The sequence below is a fragment of the Corallococcus sp. AB038B genome, from assembly GCF_003668955.1.
Classification (GTDB): domain Bacteria; phylum Myxococcota; class Myxococcia; order Myxococcales; family Myxococcaceae; genus Corallococcus; species Corallococcus exiguus.
Genome location: NZ_RAWO01000285.1, coordinates 1 through 400, shown reverse-complemented (window position 1 = coordinate 400; position 400 = coordinate 1). Strand labels below are relative to the sequence as shown.

1 pseudogene is annotated in these 400 nt (G+C 70.0%); it reads right to left on the bottom strand.

Annotation, left to right across the window (positions count from 1 at the left end):
- Window positions 1-400, bottom strand: a pseudogene (locus D7Y04_RS44880) (hypothetical protein); the annotation flags it as partial.

The following is a 400-nucleotide window of genomic DNA, read 5'->3' as shown; positions in this document are numbered from 1 at the left end:
CTGCAGGAACATGGCGTTGCTCATCTCCGTCAGCGTCAACACCACCGGCGCCGGGTCGCCGCGGTAGCCGCTGTAGCGGCTCTGGGCGAGCACCGCCGCGGCGGCCTGGTTGAGCGTGGCCTCACCCGCGTACGGCCACTGGTAGTCGAGCCGACGCACGTACGACACCATGTCCTCGCGCACGGTGTTGGCCGTGTCGAGCGCGTACTGGAGCCGCTCGGTGAGCGGCTGCTCCACGTACGTGAGCGTGGCGCCCGCGGGCGCCGGCTGCGGGTTGGGCAGGCAGGTGCCGCCGATGCACGTCGCCTGGAGCCGGAACTGCTTGTCCACCGCGTTCACGAAGCCCACCACCACCAGGTACTCGCCCGTCTTCGGAATCGTCACCAGGCCCAGCTTGCTC